We start from the raw sequence: 16,995 nt of genomic DNA on the forward strand, positions 1-16,995 counted from the left end.
CCATGGCTACTGGTGAGTAGCACGTCACAACTGTCACAGCGCGAGCCGCGATCAGGCGAGCAACCGGTCACCCCAGTAGCCGTCCGGGCCCACCCCGGGCGGGCAGGCGAAGACGCCCGAGCTGACGTGCACGATGTACTCGTTGAGCAGGTCGTTGTTCACCCCGGCCAGGGATTTCTGGATGGTGCTGAACTGATCGGGGTCGCGCTGGAAGGAGATGAAGAACAACCCGGCGTTCAGCTGACCGAGGCCGTTCGAGCCGTCGACGAAGTTGTAGCCGCGCCGCAGGATCTGGACGCCCTGGTTGGAGGTGGGGTGCGCCAGCCGGACGTGCGACTTCTCCGCGATCGCCAGCTCACCATCGCCCACGGCCGCGAAGTCGGGCTCGTCGAACTCGTCCCCGCCCGACATCGGTCCACCCGGGCCCTTGGAACGACCGATGATGTTCTCCTGCCCCTCCAGGGACTCGCGGTCCCAGGTCTCGATGCGCATGTCGATCTTGCGCGACACCAGGTAGGAGCCGCCAACGAGCCAGGCGGGGCCGTCGTCTGGACCTACCCACACGAACTCGTCGACCACCTGGGACGACTGGGCCTTGATGTTGGCCGTGCCGTCCTTGAATCCGAACAGGTTGCGCGGCGTGACCTGCGATGCCGAGGTCGACGAGGTTCGTCCGAAGCCCATCTGCGACCACCGCACCGACGCCCGGCCGAAGGCGATGCGCACCAGGTTGCGAATAGCGTGCACCGCGACCTGCGGATCGTTGGCGCAGGCCTGGATCACCAGATCGCCCCCGCTGAGTGCAGGGTCGAGCCGGTCGCCTGCGAACGACGGCAGGTCCTTGAGCTGATAGGGCAGCTGACCGTCCAGGTCGAATCGGGCCTGGCCGTCCGCGTCGACGAACATGCTGCGACCGAAGCCGACGGTGACCGTGAGACCCGACGGCGGCAGGCCCAGCGCCTCACCGGTGTCCTCCGGTGGGGCGAACGGCGCCCCGGCGACGGCGCCGAACTCGCCGACCTCGTTGCCCTGGGTCATCTTGCGAGCGGCGGCCGTCCACTCCTGCATCAGCAGGATGAGATCGCCACGGCTCTCGGTGGTCAGGTCGAGGGCCGTGATGTACAGCCGGTCCTGCGCTGGCGTGACGATTCCGGCCTGGTGCCTGCCCTCGAACGGGACGGGCAGCGCGTCGGGATCGGCCGTGACCGGCTTCGTGTCATCAGCGGCGGCGTATCCGACCCCGGCACCGATCGAGCCTGCAGCGATCGCGCCCAGGCCAGCGGCTCCCAGCAGTCGCCTGCGGGAGACACCGGGGCGGTCACGATCCGCGGTCACGCCGATTGGGCCACGGCTGCGGCGACCTTGCTGATCGGCTCGCTGAGCGCTGCGACCGCATCGGACAGCTTCTTGACCTGCTCGTCGGTCAGCTTGTCGTAGAAGACCCAGTCTCCGGTGGACTGGTCCTGGTACTGGTTGAGCTCGGTGTCGAGGGCCGCGAACTGGGTGTCCAGCTCCTCGACGAGCTCAGGGTCCTGGTCGGACAGCACCGGGCGCAACGAGGCGATGGCGGCCTGCGATCCCTCGATGTTGGCCTTGAAGTCCCACAGGTCGGTGTGCGCGAACTCATTCTCCTCGCCCGTGATCTTGCCGGTGGCGACCTCGTCGAGCAGACCCTTGGAACCCTGGGCGAGCTCGAGGGCCGTCAGCGGGGCGTCCTGGCCGAGGGCGACGATCTCGTTCACGTTGTCGAGGAGCTGGTCGGCGTACGTGTCCATGCCCTCGGTGTTGCCCTCCACCCACAGCTGCTTCTCGATGCGGTGCCAACCGGTGAAGTCGACCCCCTCGGCGATGGCATCGGGCTCGCGGCCATCGGTGATCGGGTCGAGGTCTCCGAACTTCTCGGCAACGGGCTCGATGCGCTCCCAGTAGGTGCGCGCGACCGGGAACAGCTCCTTGGCCTCGTCGACGTCACCGGCCTTGACGGCGTCGACGAACTCGGTGGTCTTGACGATCAGTGCGTCGGACTGGCTCTTGACGTAGCGCGCGTAGCTGTCCGCGGCGGCCTTCAGCTCCGCGGAGTCCGACAGCGGTGTGGCTGCCTCACCGCTGACGGTGAGCTTCTGCCGGATGCCGTCGCCGACCATGCCGGGCTTGCAGGCGCCCTCGTAGGTGCCCTGGGGCAGGTCGACGACCAGCTCGCGGGACAGGCCGGGGCCCACGTTCTCGACCTCGCCCATGATGCGGTCACCCTCGGCGTAGACATAGAACTCGGTGACCTTGTTGCCTGCATTCGTGATCGTGAACGTCTGCGGACCCGACTCGAGCTCGGTCGCCGACACCTCGCACTCGGAGTCCGACGCCTGGACGGTCAGGGCGCCGTCACCGCCGGCGGCGGGATCCTCGGCGCACGCCGCGAGGCTGAAACCGGTGAGGGCGAGGACGCCCGCGATGGCACCGAAACGATGCAGGGGGCGTCGGGTCATGAAAGTTCCTCGCGATGGCAGGTTAGGACAGCCTGCCCATCATAAGGCAATCCTCACCCCACGGCGACCAATCGGGCGAGCGGCGGCCCCCCGGGCCCACCTAGTCAGCCGTGACGGCGTCCCCGACGGCGATCTCGCCCGTACTCATCGGCACGATGCGGATGCCGAACCACACGTGCCTGTCCCAGTGGCGGTGCTTGGCCAGGGTCCTGATCGGCTCCTTGCCGCGAGCACGGGTCGACGGATCGATCGTGGTGACGACGCACCGGTCGCAGTGCTCGGCGAACCGGAACCTCACTGCCCCGATCGTGATGGTGCGCCAGTCGTCCTCGACGAAGGGCTCGAGGTCGCTGTCGATCACCACGTTGGGACGGAACCGCCGCATCACCATCGGCTGCGCCTCGTGGTCGGCGGCGATCCAGGCGTCGAGCTGACGCAGCGATGCCGTCGTGGTCAGCAGCAGTGGCCCGGTGTCCGCCAGGCTGAGCGGTTCATCGCCGCGACCTCCGTGGTTGACGGCGACAGGTCGCAGGTCGTCGTCGGGCTGCCACCCGAGCCGCACCGACTCCCCGACCACCGCGCTGAGCCAGCTCGCCGCGGCATCTCCGGCATCGACCAGGGCCGGGAGGCGCGAGAGGTCGACCTCGATCTCGGCACCGCCCTTCGGTCGAGGCACGTGCAGGTCCGGACATGCAGGTGCCGACAGGACGATGTCGCCGGAGGACACAGGCCGCGCCGTCACCGTCATGAGCACGTCGTGGGTCGTGTCGTGCAGGACCTTCCCCGCGGCGTCGACCACGGCCCAGCGGCGGTCGTGGCGGAGCCCTCGGAGGTCGACCTCTGCGGTGTCGAGGTCGAACGGGCCGGTGGCCTTGACCGGATAGAGGTGCAGCCCGCTGATCTTCACAGGACCTTCTCGAAGCACAGTGATGCCGGCATGCCGACGTACGGCGGGTAGATCGGGATCGGTGTGTAGCCGTGCCCTCGATAGGTGCGGATGGCTGCTGACTGACGGTCGCCGGTGTGCAGCACGATGCGCGGGGCGCCCTGGGCCAGGCAGTGCTTCTCCAGCTCGAGCAGGAGGGCGGATGCCGCGCCGTGACCCCGCGCTGTCGGCGCCACGTACATGCGCTTGATCTCGAGATCGTCGCCCAACCGACGCACCAGCCCGTGGGCGACAGGCTCGTCGTCGAGGTACCCGAGCACCGTCACCACCACCGAGTCCGGATCGATGCCCTTGGCACCCTCACCACTGCCGTGGTCGCGCTGACCTCCGTAGACCTGCGTGACCTCGTCGACCATCGCCGTCCGCAACGCGACGGCGTCAGGGTGGTCGAAGTCCACGCTGACGAGCCGCAGGCCCCCCGCCATCGCCACCGTCATCGCAGGCCGGTCACCCGACGACGACCTCGACCCGCTGGAACTCCTTGAGGTCGGAGTAGCCGGTGGTGGCCATGGCTCGGCGCAGGGCACCGATCAGGTTCATGGTTCCGTCGGGGACCGACGACGGGCCGAACAGCACGGCCTCGAGGTCGCCGACGGTGCCGATGTCGACGCGGCCACCGCGCGGCAGCTCGGGGTGCCAGGCTTCGGCACCCCAGTGGAAACCGCGCCCGGGAGCCTCGAGAGCGCGCGCGAACGGTGAACCGATCATGACCGCGTCGGCACCGCAGGCGATCGCCTTGGCGATGTCGCCACTGCGGCCGATGGACCCGTCAGCAATCACGTGCACGTACCGACCGCCGGACTCGTCGAGGTAGTCGCGTCGCGCCGCTGCGACGTCGGCGACCGCCGAGGCCATCGGAACCGCGATGCCGAGCACCGATCGCGTCGTGTGCGCCGCGCCCCCGCCGAAGCCGACGAGCACGCCGGCGGCGCCGGTGCGCATCAGGTGCAGGGCGGCCTGATGGGTCGCGCAGCCACCGACGATGACCGGGACGTCGAGCTCGTAGATGAACTCCTTGAGGTTCAGCGGTTCGGCCTGGCCGGACACGTGCTCGGCCGAGACCGTGGTGCCACGGATGACGAACAGGTCGACGCCTGCCGCGACGACCGCATCGGCGAACTCCTTGGTGCGTTGCGGCGACAGTGCTCCGGCGACCGTGACGCCGGCGTCGCGCATCTGCTGCAGACGCGCGGTGATCAGCTCGGCCCTGATGGGTTCGGCGTAGATCTCCTGCATCCGCTGGGTGGCCTGGGGACCGCTCAGGGAAGCGATCTCGTCGAGCAGCTTCTCGGGGTTCTCGTAGCGGGTCCAGAGGCCCTCGAGGTCCAGGACGCCGAGACCGCCGTGCCGACCCAGGGCAATTGCGGTGTCGGGACTCATCACCGAGTCCATCGGCGCCGCCATGAGCGGCAGCTCGAACCGGTAGGCGTCGATCTGCCAGGCCGTCGACACCTCCTCCGGGTCGCGGGTGCGCCGACTGGGCACGATCGCGATGTCGTCGAAGGAGTAGGCCCGACGCCCACGCTTGGCGGTGCCGATCTCGATGTCTGCCATGCCCTCACCCTAGTCGCGACCCTCCTCCCCTGAGGGCGGTGGATCTGCAACCTTTCGGCCCGTACCCGGCGACTACTGGACTCCGCGCTCGATGTCCTTCAGTGACAGGTCGCGCAGCATGCCGTCGGGATGGTCGGCGCGACGCACCAGGACCGGTTGGGTGTCATCGCCGGTGCGGGCCAATGCGTAGGCCGATCCGGCGAGCGCGAAGCGCAACGCCCGCGACAGCGAGCTGACCCGAGCATCGGACGGGCTCACCTCGGGCGCAGCAGCCTTGATGGCCATCGCGAGGATGGGCAGCGTGCCGCCAGCATTGGCGAGCTTGTCGCAGAAGCTGCTGACATCGGGGTCGGCGAGCACACGCTCGACGATCTCCTTGTACTCGGCCGGTGACGCGGCCGGCCCCGCGTGCACGACACCGATGTTCTGCGCCATGGCGTGCCACGACACCTTCTTGCTCTGCTGCTTCTTCGGTTCCGACCGTCGCGATGGCGACTTCTTCGTCTCCGAGGCCTCGGCCCCAGCCTGACGCGACTCAGCCTGACGCGGCTCAGCCTGACGCGACTCAGCTTGGCGCGGCGGTGCGGCCGGTGGCGGCGGGACGGCCTGACCGTCGCCGGAGAAGATCGGCTGCAGCGCCGACGCGGGCGGCGGGGGCGGGGTCGGCTTGATGCCGACATACAGGTCCACCTCGCGCTCCAGCAGCGAGTTCACCGGGTGGTCGGCCAAGGTCGCGCCCACCACGTACTTGTCGAGCTCGTGCAGGCGCCGGGCCAACGGTACGAAGTCGCCGTCAGCGGACACGATGATGAACACCTCGAGCTGCTCGAGGTCGGCCGCCGACCGCAGGCAGTCCACGACCAGCTCGATGTCTGCGGCGTTCTTGGATGCCTTGCCCGCCGAGAACACCTGCACGGTCTTGACGCCCGCTCGTTCGACATCGCGGCGATAGTCCTCGATGCCCAGCGCATTCCAGTCCGCGTACGCCCGCGAGATCGCGATCTGCCCCGCTCCGGCCTCGCGACCGACTGCGGTCTCGAGCTGCTCGAGCATCTCCTCCATCGTGAGGTCGGGGATGTCGAGCTTTCCGTAGCCCTTGAAGAGATTCTCGGCGTCGATGAAGACGGCTACGTTGCGTTGATCCACCTGATCAGGCTAACGGTTCGCGCGCCCCGATCCTCCCGATGCCTCGCCGACGGGCGGCTGCGCCGTGAAAGGTTCACGCGCCACTGGCATTGCGTCGTCGGTGAATCGCTGGCGCGATTCAGCGCGAGGCGTAGTTCGGGGCCTCGGCGGTCATCTGGATGTCGTGGGGGTGCGACTCCTTGAGACCCGCCGAGGTGATGCGCACGAAGCGGCCACGGTCCTGCAGCTCGGGAATGCTGCGCGAGCCGACGTAGAACATCGACTGGTGCAGTCCGCCGACCAGCTGGTGCGCGACAGCCGACAGCGGGCCACGGTAGGCGACCTGACCCTCGATGCCCTCGGGCACGATCTTGTCGTCACTGACGACATCGGCCTGGAAGTAGCGGTCCTTGGAGTACGACTTCTTGCCCCGCGAGGCCATGGCCCCGATCGAGCCCATGCCGCGATAGCTCTTGAACTGCTTGCCTGCGACGAAGATCAGCTCGCCGGGGCTCTCCTCGCACCCGGCCAGCAACGAGCCCACCATGACGGTGTCTGCCCCGGCCACCAGCGCCTTGGCGATGTCGCCTGAGTACTGCAGGCCACCATCGGCGATGACCGGGACGCCCGCGGGCTTGCACGCCTTGGCCGCCTCGTGGACCGCGGTGATCTGCGGAACCCCGACCCCCGCCACGACCCGCGTGGTGCAGATCGAGCCCGGCCCGACACCGACCTTGACGGCGTCGACCCCCGCCTCGACCAAGGCCTGCGCGCCGCCGGACGTCGCGATGTTGCCGCCGATGACCTGCACGCCGTCGAAGGCGCGGTCGGCCTTGATGCGGCGCACCATCTCCAGGAGCAGGCGCGCATGCCCGTGGGCGGTGTCGACCACCAGGACGTCGACGCCGGCCTCGCGCAGCCGGTTCGCGCGATCCCACGAGTCGCCGAAGAACCCGACCGCGGCACCCACCAGGAGCCGGCCCTCGTGGTCCTTGCTGGCGAGCGGGTGCTGCTCGGACTTCACGAAGTCCTTGACCGTGATCAGACCGGTGAGATGCCCGGACTCGTCGACGATCGGCAGCCGCTCACGCTTGTGCGCGCGCAGCAGGGCCGAGGCGTCCTCGCGGCTGATACCGACCGGTCCGGTGATCAGTGGCATGGGTGTCATGACGTCGCCCACGATGGTCGTGGCCCATTCGGCGACCGGGGTGAAACGCAGGTCGCGGTTCGTGATGATGCCCAGCAGGACGTTGTCGGCGTCGACCACGGGGAGACCCGAGACGCGAAACTCACCACAGATCTCGTCGAGGTCCTCGAGCGTCTTCTCTGCGGTGATCGTGACCGGGTTGGGGATCATGCCGGTCTGGGTCCGCTTGACCAGATCGACCTGGTACGCCTGGTCCTCGGTCGAGAGATTGCGGTGCAGGATCCCGATGCCGCCCTCGCGTGCCATCGCGATCGCCATGCGCGATTCGGTGACGGTGTCCATGGCGCTGGAGAGCAAGGGGATCCGCAGGTTCATCTCGCGGGTGAGGCGCGCCGTGGTGTCGACTTCACTGGGGATCACGTCGGTCTCCCCCGGCAGCAGCAGCACGTCGTCATAGGTCAGGCCCAGCGGCGCAAAAGTGTCGGGATTTCCCAGCGGCTCCATGACTTCCATCGTACGCGGATCACTACACAGCCGATCTTCAGCATTACGGCCCGCTCGCCGGGGACCCCCACGGTAGGCTGATGGGATGGATCGCAAGCCCGGACGCCCTCGCGCCCTCACCGTTGACCAAATCGCGCAGGCCGCCCTCGACGACGGCGTGAACAACTTCAGCATGCCGTCGGTGGCACGTCGGCTCGGAGTCGCTCACTCGGGCCTCTACCGCTACGTGGCCGACCGGGAGTCCCTGCTCATCACGGCTGTCGACCGTGCCGTCAACACCATCGAGTGGCCCGATGCCGACCAGCCGTGGGACGACCTCCTGCGTGCCATCGGCGATTCCATGTGGGAGCTGTGCGACAACTTCCCCGGCCTGGACCGCGCCTCGCTGTCCGCCTCGCGCGCCGCCCCCAGCGCGGTCAAGCTCATCGAGGGTTACGTCGCCCAGCTGCACCGCGAAGGCTTCTCCCTGGAGGATTCCGCGCTCGCCATCAGCTTCGTGGTCAACCAGACCATGATGTCGTCGGCCGACATGGTTCGGGTGCGCGCGAACGGGCACTCGACCATGGTGGGCTCGGACAGCGAGCTGCTCAAGGCCTACGACGCTGACGAGGCGCACTCCGATCGCGGTTGGTACACCCGCAAGCTGCAGATCATCCTCACCGGTCTCGCCAGCATGCGCATCGCCTGACCGAACCGGCTCACCAACCGGTCACACGGGTCGGTACTGCAGCGATCCTTCGGTCTCGTCGACCTGCTCCACGCTCACCTGGATGGTGCTGCCCTCGACGAGACCCGCACCGGTGCACCACGCCTCGACCGGTGGATCCACGATCATGATCTCGGCTCCGTCGGCGGAGCCCTTGCGTCCTGCGCGCAGCACGATCGCCTCGAAGGTCTCGCCGTGCCGGTCCGCCATGACCCAGGCCTCGACCGCGTCGATGGCTTCACGGTCCGCCGAGGCGGCCAGGCGCCCGCTGGCCCGCATGGCCTCGGCGATCTCGGGCAGGGCAGCTCGGGCCCACTCCGGCACGGACACGTCAGCCGACAGCGCCAAGCACACCTCGGTGGTGAACCGGTCGACGAGGCGACGCAGCGGCGCCGTCACGTGGGCATAGGCGCCCCCGATCCCGGCGTGCTCGCGAGTCTCGGGCTCGGTCCCGTCGAAGGCCACGTAGCCCGCCCCCCGCAGCAGCCGAGTCGCGTGGGTCATCAGCGCCATCGCCACCGGCGTGCTCGCGTCGAGTGCGGCCAGCACCTCTCCGGGTGTCTCACCGTCACGCACGTCGACGCCCAACCGACGCGCGACCTCCAAGAAGGCCTCGACGCTCTCTGACGAGGGTGCCGGGAGCGTTCGCAACAGACCGATGCCGGAGGCCAGCATCATCTCGGCGGCGGCCATGCCGGTCAGCAACGAGACCTCTGCGTTCCAGGTGTCGGCCTCGGTGCGTGGCTCGATCCGCAGGGTCCACTCCTCGCCCGAGCGCACGACGCCCTGCTCGGGCAGCGCCAGGTCGATGGCACCGGCGTTGAGACGAACCTGCCGACGCAGAAGGCCCAGGTCGCCCAGCGCCTCGATCGATGCGTGCGGCGTGCCCGCGTCGGCGTCGCGCTGCACGCCTTCGTACTCCAGGCGGGCGACCGAGCGAACCAGCGCACGCTCGACCGTCGCGGACGTGACGGAGCCGTCCGGTGCGACGTCGATGCTCCACACCGCAGCTCCTCGGGTCTGGTCCGGCAGCAGACTCAACGAGCCCTCGGACAGGACGGGTGGATGCAGCGGAACCCGCCCGTCGGGCAGGTACAGGGTCTGCCCGCGCTGGCGCGCCTCGGCGTCGACGGCGCCGTCGGCCGCGATCGCCGACCCCAGGTCGGCGATCGCGTACTGCACCCGAAATCCGCCGTCGTCGAGCCGGGCGATGTGCACCGCCTGGTCGAGGTCCATCGAGCCGGGCGGGTCGACGGTCACGAACGGCACGTCCGTGAGGTCGACCGTGGCCCGCGGCGACTGCTGACTGAGCGTTCGAGCCTCAGCCAGGACCCGTTCGGGGAAGCGGTCGGTCAGCGCGGCGGGCGGCAGGCCCAGCTCGGCGCGCAGGGCTGCGAAGTCTCGGCTGGTCACGTCGTGAACGTACAACGCCCGCCGCACCGGCGTGAGCCGGTGGGCGGGCGTCGTGCGTGACTAACCGCTAGTGCGAGTGACCTGCGTGCGCGTCCTCGTCCTCTGCGGGCTTCTCGACCACGAGCGTCTCGGTCGTCAGCAGCATCGCTGCGATCGAGGCGGCGTTGGCCAGCGCGGAGCGCGTGACCTTGACCGGGTCGAGCACTCCCTGCGACACGAGGTCGCCGTACTGACCCGTGGCCGCGTTGTAGCCCTCGCCGCTCTCGCGAACCTTGTTGACCACGACCTCACCGGAGACGCCGCCGTTGCGGGCGATCCACTCCAGCGGGGCGTCGGCGCCGAGGCGCACGATGCGTACCCCAGTAGCTTCGTCCCCGCTCAGGCCCAGATCCCCTTCAAGGATCGAGACCGCGTGCACCAGTGCGCTGCCGCCACCGGCGACGATGCCCTCCTCGATTGCCGCGCGAGTCGCCGAGACGGCGTCCTCGATGCGGTGCTTCTTCTCCTTGAGCTCGACCTCGGTGGCTGCGCCGACCTTGATCACGCAGACGCCACCGGCCAGCTTGGCCAGTCGCTCCTGCAGCTTCTCGCGGTCCCAGTCCGAGTCGGTGTTGGCGATCTCGTTCTTGATCTGGTCGACGCGGCCCTCGACCTGGTCGGCCTCGCCGCCGCCGTCGATGATCGTCGTGTTGTCCTTCGTCACGACGACGCGACGGGCGGTACCCAGCTCCTCGAGCCCGATGGTCTCGAGCTTGAGCCCGACATCGGGGGTGACGACCTCGGCACCCGTGAGGGTGGCGATGTCCTGCAACATGGCCTTGCGGCGGTCACCGAAGGCCGGAGCCTTGACGGCAGCCGAGGTGAAGGTGCCCTTCATCTTGTTGACGACCAGGGTCGAGAGCGCTTCGCCCTCGATGTCCTCGGCGATGATGAACAGCGCCTTGCCGGCCTGCACGACCTTCTCCAGCACGGGCAGCAGGTCGGCGATGGCCGAGATCTTGCCCTGGTGGACCAGGATGTACGGGTCGTCGAGGACCGTCTCCATGCGCTCGGTGTCGGTGACCATGTACGGCGACAGGTAGCCCTTGTCGAACTGCATGCCCTCGGTGAACTCCAGCTCGGTGCCCATGGTGTTGGACTCCTCGACGGTGATCACGCCGTCCTTGCCGACCTTGTCGAACGCCTCGGCGATGAGGGCGCCGATGACGCCGTCACGCGAGGAGACGGTCGCGACATCGGTCATGTCCTTGATGTCGTCGACGTCGCGGGCCATCTCGTGCAGCTTGTCGGTGACAGCTGCCACGGCGGCCTCGATGCCCTTCTTCAGGCCGACCGGGTTCGAGCCGGCCGCGACGGCGCGCAGTCCCTCGTGGACCATGGCCTGGGCCAGGACGGTCGCGGTGGTGGTTCCGTCACCGGCGACGTCGTTGGTCTTGGTGGCGACTTCCTTGGCCAGCTGGGCGCCGAGGTTCTCGAACGGGTCGTCGAGCTCGATGTCGCGAGCGACGGTGACACCGTCGTTGGTGATCGTGGGGGCGCCCCACTTCTTGTCCAGGACGACGTAGCGGCCCTTGGGGCCGAGCGTCACCTTGACGGTGTCTGCGAGCTTGTCGACACCGCGCTCGAGCGCGCGGCGTGCCTGCTCGTCGAATTCCAGGATCTTGGGCATGCGCAGTCCTTTGCGAAACGGTGAATGGAAAAACGACGCGCCCCGACCCTTCCCCCCTCAGCTGGAACGCTGAGCGGAGGATCGGGGCGAGGCGTCAGGAGACGATGGCGAGAACGTCGCGCGACGCGAGGATCAGGTAGTCCTCACCGCCGTGCTTGACCTCGGTGCCGCCGTACTTGCTGAACAGCACCTTGTCGCCGACAGCGATGTCGAGCGGGACGCGGTTGCCGTTGTCGTCAATGCGACCGGGCCCGACGGCGACGACGGTGCCCTCCTGCGGCTTCTCCTTGGCAGTGTCCGGAATGACGAGTCCGGATGCAGTGGTCTGCTCTGCCTCGGCGGCCTGGATGACCAGACGATCTTCGAGTGGCTTGATGGTGACCGACACGATGTCGACCTCCCCTTTCAGCGTGGAACATGGACGGATGGGCGAGGATCTCGCCGCTTCAAAATCTAGCACGCCGCTGGCACTCGACGAGAGAGAGTGCTAATCCTGGCGGCTTCGCCGCCCCGCGGCTCCGCCGCTCACCCGTGCTTCGCCCGGGACGTCTTGCCTCGCTTCGCTCGGCCCGCTGATGACGTCGGGGGTTGCGCTGGGAGACTGGCCTGGTGGAGGTGGAGACGTTCGAGGAGTTGTTGACGCCCTCCGGGCGGGCGTTGCTCGACGAGATCGCCGAGCGGGCCGGGGTCGAGAGCGATCTGGGGCTCGGCACGCGGTTGCGCCGTACGTACGCGTCCGATCTCGTGGCAGCTGCCGTGACGCAGAACCACCTGCGCGGCAAGGCCGTGGCCAAGTTCGGGCCGCTGGCACGCGATCTGTTCTTCACCCACGACGCACTGGAGCAGTCGACTCGATCTTCGGTGGCCGATCACCGGGCCCATCGGCTGGCCGCCAGCGGAGCGGTCGCGGTGGTCGATCTCGGGTGCGGCATCGGCGGAGATCTGCTGGCCTTGGGGCGAGCAGGACTCCGGGTGCGGGGCATCGAACGCGATCCCGTGCGCGCCGCGATCGCGCGGGCCAATCTCGCAGCCGCCGGACTCGAGGGCACGGTCGAGGTCGGTGACGCCGAGACAGTGGTGATCGCCGACGACGAGGTGGCCTTCATCGATCCGGCTCGTCGCGATGCACGCGGACGCACCTTCGGCACCGCGGACCTCCAGCCGCCATGGGACTGGGTGCGAGAACAGCTGGCCGGTCGCTGTGTCGTCAAGGTGATGCCGGGCCTGGCGCACGACGACGTCCCCCCGGGAGTCGAGGCCGAGTGGGTCAGTGACGGAGGCGACCTGGTCGAGGCCGCCCTGTGGGGTGGGCCCTTCGCGAGCACGACGCGACGCGCGAGCGTGCTGCCCGCCGGAGCGACCCTCGTCGAGACCGGCGAGCCGGCGGCGATCGCCCCGGTCGGCGCACACCTGTACGAGCCGGACGACGCGGTGATCCGCGCCGGCCTGGTCGGCGAGTTCGCGGCCACCGTCGACGGCTGGTTGCCCGACCCGCACATCGCCTACGTCAGCACCGAGACCCAGCAGACGACCCCCTTCGGCCGGGGTTTCACCGCGGTCGAGGAGCTACCGTTCCGCGAAAAACCGCTCAAGGCTGCGCTGCAGGCTCGACACGTCGGCACGCTGACCGTCAAGAAGCGCGGCGTCGAGATCGTTCCCGATCAGCTCATCAAGCGTCTCAAGCTCAAGGGTCCGGAGAAGGCCCTGATCATCATGACGCGGGTCCAGGGAGCCGGCCGCGCCTACCTCGTCACACCCCACTAGTCCAAGATGTGAACCCATGGACCTGAATGCGGACCTCGGAGAATCGCCCGAGCAGTGGGAGTCGGGGGCGGACCAGGCTCTGCTGGACATCGTGACGAGCGCCAACGTGTGCTGCGGGGCCTACGCCGGCGACGCGGGACTGGCCCTGGCGACGGTCGAGGCCTGCCTGGAGGCTGGGGTGGTCGTGGGGGCGCAGGTCGGCTACCCGGACCGCGAGGGATTCGGGCGCCGGCCGATGGAACCCTCGGACGCCGACCTGATCGACACGGTGCGCCGCCAGCTCGACGACCTGATGACCTGGGCGGACGAGGTGGGCGGACACGTCTCCTACGTCAAGCCGCACGGCGCCCTCTACAACACGATCGTGGCCGACGAACGGCAGGCGCGTGCCGTGGTCGAGGCAGTCGCTCCCTACGGCTTGCCCCTCCTGGGCCTGCCGGGCAGCGCCGTCCTTCGCATCGCTGCTGCCGAGGGCCTGGACGGCGTCCCGGAGGGTTTCGCCGACCGTGGCTATCGAGCCGACGGCACCCTGGTTCCCCGTTCTGAGGCCGGTGCCCTGATCGACGACCCCGAGGTGGCTGCCGCCCAGGCCCGCACGCTGGCCACGCAGGTGCGATCCCTGTGCGTGCACGGCGACTCCCCCGGTGCACTCGACCTCGCCCGCGCGGTGCGCGCCGCGCTCGAGGACGATGGATACCGCCTGGTCGGCTTCGCATGAGGATCCTGCGCGTCGGCATCCTCGTCTTCGACGAGGTCGAGGTGCTGGACGCGTGCGGCCCCCTTCGAGGTGTTCGGGGTCGCCGGCCGGATCTCTCCGGGCCCGATCGGGTTCGACGTCACGATGATCGCCGTCGATCAGCCCACCGTGGCCCGGCACGGCCTCACGATCGTGGCCGATCACACGCTCGGGGATGCACCCGACCTGGACCTCGTGATCGTGCCCGGCGGCATCACCGATGCGGTCGAACGCGATGACCGGGTGCTCGCGTGGCTGCGCGACCGTGCTCGCACGCCCACGATCGCCAGCGTCTGCACCGGAGCGTTCGTCCTCGCGGAGGCCGGACTCCTCACCGACCAGCGCGTCACGACGCACTGGGACGACGTGGATGCCCTCCGCGAACGCTTCCCGGCGCTGGACGTCGTCGACGGTCCGCGCTGGGTGCGCTCCGGCCACGTGTTCACCTCGGCCGGTATCTCGGCCGGCATCGACCTGGCCCTGCACCTCGTCGGAGTGCTCGGCGGCCCCGACCTGGCCGTCGAGACGGCACACCGGATGGACTACGCCTGGACACCGACCATCCCCGAGGCGCCCGAAGGCCCCCAGCGCGGCACCTGAGTCAGTAGGTGCAGGCGCTTCGCCAAGGCGCTGACGACGTCAGAAGCATAAACATCTGCGAGTTCAGAACGGCTGGTAGATGTCAGGACGGGCGATCACGATGACTCCCACTCCGTCCAGGACGAATGCTTTGTCGGTGGCGGAGACGTCTCCCCGCTGCAACCCGATCGTGACCACGAAATCGTCGCCGCACCGCGAGATCCCGGATTGATTCACGCTGTACTTCACGGACATACGGTCGACGGCAGCGTCCCGAACCGCCTCGGCCTCATCTTTGGTTGTCGGCGGCTGCGGGAGCGATGGAAGCGACGCGCAGGCTTCGTCGATCGACTCAGGAACATTCGTGTCCAGCCGCCCCTGGTCGACACATCCCGCCAAGACCCCAGCGACGGCCAGCGGCACGATCGCCCAGCGCCGACAGACCGTGGAAGCCCTCATGAGTGAAGTGCTTCGAGTTCCAAGACCGCCATCACTACCTCCGATCGAGAAGGCTGAGCACACCCAGCCGCCGAAAGCGATGAGGCGAAAATAACAGACGCGAGAGCAGCCGAAAGCCTCATAGTCACTACATCAGACGGACATCCGAAGTAGAGTTCGTGCCCTTGCGGAAGCAGCCACGATGCAGATCGAACATGACCTGCGAGACGGGAGCACCGAAGCTCCGCAGCGCGACGCCTAAGTCAGCAGGTGCTGACGTCGACGCCCTCGACCGGCATCTCGCCGCCGGGCTCGGCCTTGCCGGTCAGCACGTCGACGAGGGCACGCATCGCTGGCTCACCCTCGCCGAAGAGCGCGATCTTGGTCGCGGCCTGACTGGTGTTGAGAGCGAACGGACGATCGGTGCTGACCACGATGTCACCTGTTGCTCCCGACGACCCGTAGCCGAGCAGGATCACCGACGGACCGGATCCGATACCCACACCGGCGTCCTCGGCCGCTCGGGTGAACGCAGCGACCACGTCCGGCGAGCCGTAGGGCACGAACGACGTGGGCGCGTCCACCGGCTCGCAGGGCTCGGCCACCATCGTGACCGCCGCGGCGCTGAGCGCCTCGGCCTCCTCGACGTGACTGCCGGGTTCACCGTCCTCGGGAACCGGCGAGGCCTCGACGTGGCTCAGCCACGCGATCGTCCGGGCGGCGGATGCGCGGGCCTGCTCCTCAGGCAGGTCGCCGGACTTCAGAGCCTTCAGCATCGCGTCGTAGGCCTCGAGGTTGTCGGCCGGCATCAGCGCGATGTCGCTGCCCGCCTTGATCGCCTGCACCGCTGCCTCGCCGCCGGGATAGGAGTTCATGACGGCGCCCATGCCGAGGGAATCCGAGACGATGAGTCCGTCGTACCCCATTCGGTCGCGCAGCTCGCCGGTGATCGCCGGCCGCGACATGGAGGCGGGGACTCCCGGGTCGATCGCGGGGACGTCGATGTGGCCGGTCATGATGCCCGGTGCCGAATCGGCGATGGCCGCCTCGAACGGGACGAGATCGTGCTCGGACAGCCGGGCCCGATCGCTCTCCAGCACCGGCAGACCTTCGTGGCTGTCCACGTCGACGTTGTGGCCGGGGAAGTGCTTGACCGCCGAGATGATGCCGGCCTCGGAGTAGCCGTCGACGGCAGCGGTGACCGACTGCGCCACGACCTCGGGATCGCTGCCGGGTGATCGGGTGCCGATGATCGGGTCGTCGGGGCCGATGGTGGTGTCGCCACCGGGCGCGAACACCACGTTGAATCCAGCCGCACGCAGCTCGGCACCGGAAGCCCGGGTCGCGGCGGTGACCGCTGCCGCGCCGGCTTCAGGATCGCCGGTGATCGCGGCGCCGGACGACATGGCGGTGGGGAACGGGGTGAGCGGCTCCTTGAGCCGCGCCACCAGACCGCCCTCCTGGTCGATCGGCACCATGACCGGCACGTCGCGCTGCTCGCCGAGGGCCTCGAGCTCGTCGTTGAACGAGGTGACCGACGAGAGCGGATCCTCGCTGGCGATGTCGAGGATGCGATCGCCGGTGACCATGACACCTGCGAAGTGCTGATCGCGCACCAGGGCCAACGAGGATTCGTCGTCGAAGTGTCGTGCCACGATCAGCTGTCCGGCCAGCTCCTCGAGCGTGAGATCGGCAGCGGACTTCTCGGCGGCGTCGATCTCGGCGTCCGTGGGGCCCCAGGCAGCAGGTGCCTCGGGCGCGGAAGCCGACGACGTCGCGGGGGCGGCGGCCGGCTCGGTGCTCGATCCACTCGTCGCGACGACGGCCGACGCTCCGCCCACCGCCAGCACAGCCACGGCGGAGGCGGCCAGGATCAGGCGTCCTCGGCCGGGCTTCTGTGCACGAGATGAGTGCTGCGTGTGCGATCCCAT

16 protein-coding genes are annotated in these 16,995 nt (G+C 68.8%); 4 read left to right on the forward strand and 12 right to left on the reverse strand.

All coding sequences use genetic code 11. The features are described 5' to 3' along the window. Positions 1-51 precede the first annotated feature (51 nt). From efeB to guaB, 7 genes are all read right to left on the reverse strand, one after another. Positions 52-1,335 (reverse strand): iron uptake transporter deferrochelatase/peroxidase subunit, encoded by a 1,284-nt coding sequence (gene efeB / locus ACHAA3_RS05185; protein WP_435707881.1) that lies wholly within the window; start codon positions 1,333-1,335, stop codon positions 52-54. Next, a complete protein-coding gene (gene efeO, locus ACHAA3_RS05190; protein ID WP_435707882.1) occupies positions 1,332-2,483 on the reverse strand; it encodes an iron uptake system protein EfeO in 1,152 nt (383 codons plus the stop codon). The genes efeB and efeO overlap by 4 nt, the downstream gene beginning before the upstream one ends. 100 nt (positions 2,484-2,583) lie before the next feature. After that, complete coding sequence (locus ACHAA3_RS05195; protein WP_435707883.1) at positions 2,584-3,390, reverse strand: MOSC domain-containing protein; 807 nt, start codon at positions 3,388-3,390, stop codon at positions 2,584-2,586. Beyond that, a complete protein-coding gene (locus tag ACHAA3_RS05200; protein WP_435707884.1) occupies positions 3,387-3,866 on the reverse strand; it encodes a GNAT family N-acetyltransferase in 480 nt (159 codons plus the stop codon). The genes ACHAA3_RS05195 and ACHAA3_RS05200 overlap by 4 nt, the downstream gene beginning before the upstream one ends. A 10-nt stretch (positions 3,867-3,876) precedes the next feature. Beyond that, positions 3,877-4,983, reverse strand: coding sequence for a GuaB3 family IMP dehydrogenase-related protein (locus ACHAA3_RS05205; RefSeq protein WP_435707885.1), 1,107 nt, complete (start codon positions 4,981-4,983; stop codon positions 3,877-3,879). Between the two features lie 72 nt (positions 4,984-5,055). Then, positions 5,056-6,129, reverse strand: a complete 1,074-nt coding sequence (locus ACHAA3_RS05210) for an NYN domain-containing protein (RefSeq protein ID WP_435707886.1) — start codon at positions 6,127-6,129, stop codon at positions 5,056-5,058. A 118-nt stretch (positions 6,130-6,247) separates the two neighbouring features. Further along, positions 6,248-7,759 (reverse strand): IMP dehydrogenase, encoded by a 1,512-nt coding sequence (guaB, locus tag ACHAA3_RS05215; RefSeq protein WP_435707887.1) that lies wholly within the window; start codon positions 7,757-7,759, stop codon positions 6,248-6,250. An 85-nt stretch (positions 7,760-7,844) separates the two neighbouring features. Between guaB and ACHAA3_RS05220 the strand changes: the two genes are divergently transcribed. Next, positions 7,845-8,447 carry a TetR/AcrR family transcriptional regulator gene (locus ACHAA3_RS05220; RefSeq protein ID WP_435707888.1) on the forward strand — a complete coding sequence of 201 codons (603 nt, stop codon included), beginning with the start codon at positions 7,845-7,847 and terminating at the stop codon, positions 8,445-8,447. A 21-nt stretch (positions 8,448-8,468) separates the two neighbouring features. Here the strand turns inward: ACHAA3_RS05220 and ACHAA3_RS05225 are convergent, their stop codons facing one another. The 3 genes from ACHAA3_RS05225 to groES all read right to left on the reverse strand — a co-directional run bounded on the left by ACHAA3_RS05225 (position 8,469) and on the right by groES (position 11,935). Continuing rightward, positions 8,469-9,878, reverse strand: coding sequence for an RNB domain-containing ribonuclease (locus ACHAA3_RS05225; protein ID WP_435707889.1), 1,410 nt, complete (start codon positions 9,876-9,878; stop codon positions 8,469-8,471). A gap of 67 nt (positions 9,879-9,945) precedes the next feature. Then, entirely contained in the window at positions 9,946-11,547 is a 1,602-nt protein-coding gene (gene groL, locus ACHAA3_RS05230) for a chaperonin GroEL (protein ID WP_435707890.1), read from the reverse strand. 94 nt (positions 11,548-11,641) lie between these two features. Next, positions 11,642-11,935 (reverse strand): co-chaperone GroES, encoded by a 294-nt coding sequence (groES, locus tag ACHAA3_RS05235; RefSeq protein ID WP_435707891.1) that lies wholly within the window; start codon positions 11,933-11,935, stop codon positions 11,642-11,644. 221 nt (positions 11,936-12,156) lie between these two features. Here groES and ACHAA3_RS05240 point away from each other — a divergent pair, with 221 nt between their 5' ends. From ACHAA3_RS05240 to ACHAA3_RS05250, 3 genes are all read left to right on the forward strand, one after another. Beyond that, entirely contained in the window at positions 12,157-13,311 is a 1,155-nt protein-coding gene (locus ACHAA3_RS05240; protein ID WP_435707892.1) for a THUMP-like domain-containing protein, read from the forward strand. 16 nt (positions 13,312-13,327) lie between these two features. Then, positions 13,328-14,029 carry a 5-oxoprolinase subunit PxpA gene (locus ACHAA3_RS05245; RefSeq protein WP_435707893.1) on the forward strand — a complete coding sequence of 234 codons (702 nt, stop codon included), beginning with the start codon at positions 13,328-13,330 and terminating at the stop codon, positions 14,027-14,029. A 69-nt stretch (positions 14,030-14,098) separates the two neighbouring features. Further along, positions 14,099-14,647: a DJ-1/PfpI family protein gene (locus tag ACHAA3_RS05250; RefSeq protein ID WP_435707895.1), complete on the forward strand. Its 549-nt coding sequence runs from the start codon at positions 14,099-14,101 to the stop codon at positions 14,645-14,647. 63 nt (positions 14,648-14,710) lie between these two features. Here ACHAA3_RS05250 and ACHAA3_RS05255 read toward each other — a convergent pair whose 3' ends face one another. Both ACHAA3_RS05255 and ACHAA3_RS05260 read right to left on the reverse strand, forming a co-directional pair. Next, positions 14,711-14,875 (reverse strand): hypothetical protein, encoded by a 165-nt coding sequence (locus tag ACHAA3_RS05255; RefSeq protein ID WP_435707896.1) that lies wholly within the window; start codon positions 14,873-14,875, stop codon positions 14,711-14,713. A 452-nt stretch (positions 14,876-15,327) separates the two neighbouring features. After that, positions 15,328-16,995, reverse strand: a complete 1,668-nt coding sequence (locus ACHAA3_RS05260; RefSeq protein WP_435707897.1) for a glycoside hydrolase family 3 protein — start codon at positions 16,993-16,995, stop codon at positions 15,328-15,330.

This window comes from Aeromicrobium sp. CF3.5 (genome assembly GCF_051262695.1).
Classification (GTDB): domain Bacteria; phylum Actinomycetota; class Actinomycetes; order Propionibacteriales; family Nocardioidaceae; genus Aeromicrobium.